General features: G+C 75.8%; 4 protein-coding genes. 1 reads left to right on the forward strand and 3 read right to left on the reverse strand.

The annotated features are described in order from the left end of the window. Window positions 1-46: 46 nt before the first annotated feature. The 3 genes from GTW43_RS25220 to GTW43_RS25230 all read right to left on the reverse strand — a co-directional run bounded on the left by GTW43_RS25220 (window position 47) and on the right by GTW43_RS25230 (window position 1,890). Window positions 47-517, reverse strand: a complete 471-nt coding sequence (locus tag GTW43_RS25220; protein WP_161304306.1) for an acyl-CoA thioesterase — start codon at window positions 515-517, stop codon at window positions 47-49. Window positions 518-579: 62 nt separating this feature from the next. Continuing rightward, window positions 580-1,227 (reverse strand): hypothetical protein, encoded by a 648-nt coding sequence (locus tag GTW43_RS25225; protein WP_161304307.1) that lies wholly within the window; start codon window positions 1,225-1,227, stop codon window positions 580-582. 69 nt (window positions 1,228-1,296) lie between these two features. After that, window positions 1,297-1,890 (reverse strand): histidine phosphatase family protein, encoded by a 594-nt coding sequence (locus GTW43_RS25230; RefSeq protein ID WP_161304308.1) that lies wholly within the window; start codon window positions 1,888-1,890, stop codon window positions 1,297-1,299. Window positions 1,891-2,102: 212 nt separating this feature from the next. On the opposite strand from GTW43_RS25230, the gene GTW43_RS25235 reads away from it, so the two are divergent. Further along, window positions 2,103-2,331, forward strand: a 229-nt coding sequence (locus GTW43_RS25235) for a hypothetical protein (RefSeq protein ID WP_161304309.1), incomplete at its 3' end; no start/stop codon positions are given.

The raw sequence follows: 2,331 nt of genomic DNA on the forward strand, positions 1-2,331 counted from the left end.
GCCGGAGCCGGAGCCGGAGCCGGAGCCGGAGCCGGACCGCCGCGCCCTACAGGCCGAGCACGCCCGGGTCCGCCGCCAGCTCCTTGAAGAGGCCCGCGGGATCCGTCACCAGTCGCCGCTCCTCCAGGTTCATGACCGCCCCGACGCCGAGCACCTCCGCGGCGAGCGTGCCGTCCGTCCTGCGCACCGACTGCCGGATGCGGAACGTACGGCTCTCGCCCCACTCGAAGACGCAGTCCACGTCCACCTCGTCGCCGGCGCGCAGCTCCCGGCGGTAGCGCACGGTCGTCTCCAGGGCGACGGGCCCCACGCCCCGGGCCAGCAGCTCGCTCTGGGCGATCCCCGCGCGCCGCAGGACCGACCAGCGGGCGTGCTCCGCGTACTGCAGGTAGACCGCCTGGTTCAGATGGCCCTGGGAGTCGGTCTCGTAGCCCCGGACCTCGATCCGGACGGTGAACGGCTCGGCGTCGCCCTCGGCGCCGGGCCCGGTGTGCGGTCCCGCGGTCGGCTCTGTCACGGCGTTCCTCTCGCTGTTCCTCGCGGCGGTGCCCCGCCCGCATGTGTGAGCGCTTGCTCAGGCTACGCCCGCCGGGGTGAGGCGAGCAGCCAGCGCTCGGCCCGCGCCCCCGTGTGCTCGCTCACCTGCCAGCCCGCCGCCTTCAGCGCCGCGCCGCACGCCGCGAGAGCGGCCGCGTCCGGATGCCGCACCGCCACCGCCTCGGGCTGCGGCGTCGACGCCACCCGGTACCCCGGCCGCTCGCCGCTCGCCGGTGCCGCGCCCGACGCCTCCAGGGCCAGCGCGGCCGACTCCGCCAGCCGGCCGCGCTCCCACGCGCACGGCCGGTCCACGGCGCCTCCGGGGTTCGTCATGCGGCGTATCTCGAGCAGCCCCTGCCAGGCCGTGCGCACCTCGCGGGCGCGCGCGGGCGACAGGCCGGCGTCCGGCTCACCGCCGAGGCGTGCCCGGAACACGCCGTCCGGTGCGGAAGGCCCCGACAGCGCCGTCGGTGCCGACGGTGCGGCGGCGGGCTGCTCCCCCGAGGCGGCCTCCCGCAGCCGGTGGCCCTGCGGGGTCAGGAAGTGGGCGTGCGGCGGCCGCGGATGCCGGAACGCCAGCTTCAGCACGACGAGCCGCGCCAGCTGGGCCGAGCTGCCGGTGATCCGTCCGGTCTCCGGGTCGGCGGCGCCGATGATCCGCGCCTGGGCGGCGGTCGGTGGTCTGGTCATGGCACACCTCCTGCCGACGATGGTGCAGCAGGGCACTGACAACGGGCCCCGGCCGGGCGCGCGAGCCGGTCAGGGCCGCAGGTTCCAGCCCGCGACCACCGGCCTGCCGTGCTCCGTGCTCATCCGGCTCACCGTGCCCGTCGCCAGCAGGAAGTGCGCCCCGTCCGACGCGGGCAGCCCCAGCCGCCGCGCGGTCAGGACCCGCAGGAAGTGCCCGTGCGCGACCAGCACGACACTGCCCTCGTTGTTCGCGAGCGCCGCGTCCACCTTCGACAGCATGCGGTCGGCGCGCGCCCCGACCTGCTCCGGTGTCTCGCCCGGGTGCTCGGGCGGGCCCGGTGCCACACCGTCGTCGAACAGGAACCAGTCGGGACGGGTGCGGTGGATCTCCAGCGTCGTCACGCCCTCGTAGCCGCCGTAGTCCCATTCGCACAGGTCCGGGTCGACCACGGCCGTGTGGAGTCCCGCGAGCTCCGCCGTGTCGCGGGCGCGCCGCATCGGGCTCGTGAACACCGCGCCCACGTGATAGCTGCCCACGAGCGGCGCGACACGGCGCGCCTGCTCCCTGCCGTTCTCGGTGAGCGGGATGTCCGTCCAGCTGGTGTGCCGGCCGTCCAGCGCCCACTCGGTCTCGCCGTGCCGGACGAGGAGCAGATCACCCAAGGTTCACGCCTGTTCATGAGGTCTCGTGCAGGTCCGCGGCCATTGTCTCCCGGAACCCGGACCGTCCGCGGACCGGGGAGCGCGTCACGGGCAGCACGGGCGGCACCGGCCGGGACTGTCGTACCCGGCCCGTAAGGTCGTACAGGTCGTGCACGTTGCGCAGAAGGACAGGGCAGCGCAGAGCAGAAGGGAAGAGGTGGGGTGGAGTGACGATGCCGCGGACCCCTGCGGTCGCACCGGACGTGGCCGCCCTCTTCCTGCCCGCGCCCCTGCCGCGCGAGGGCCGCATCGCCCTGTGGGCGCCGGACGGCAGCGCACCGCCCGGCGCGGGCGAGGAGATCACCGTGGTGCGGCCGCACGGCACCGGCGTCCGTTCCCGCACGGTCCCCGCGCTCGTGCTCCCCGTCACCGCCGCGCTCCCGCTCCTGCTGGCAGCCCGCC

It is taken from the genome of Streptomyces sp. SID5785 (assembly GCF_009870065.1).
In the GTDB taxonomy this organism is placed as follows: Bacteria; Actinomycetota; Actinomycetes; order Streptomycetales; family Streptomycetaceae; genus Streptomyces.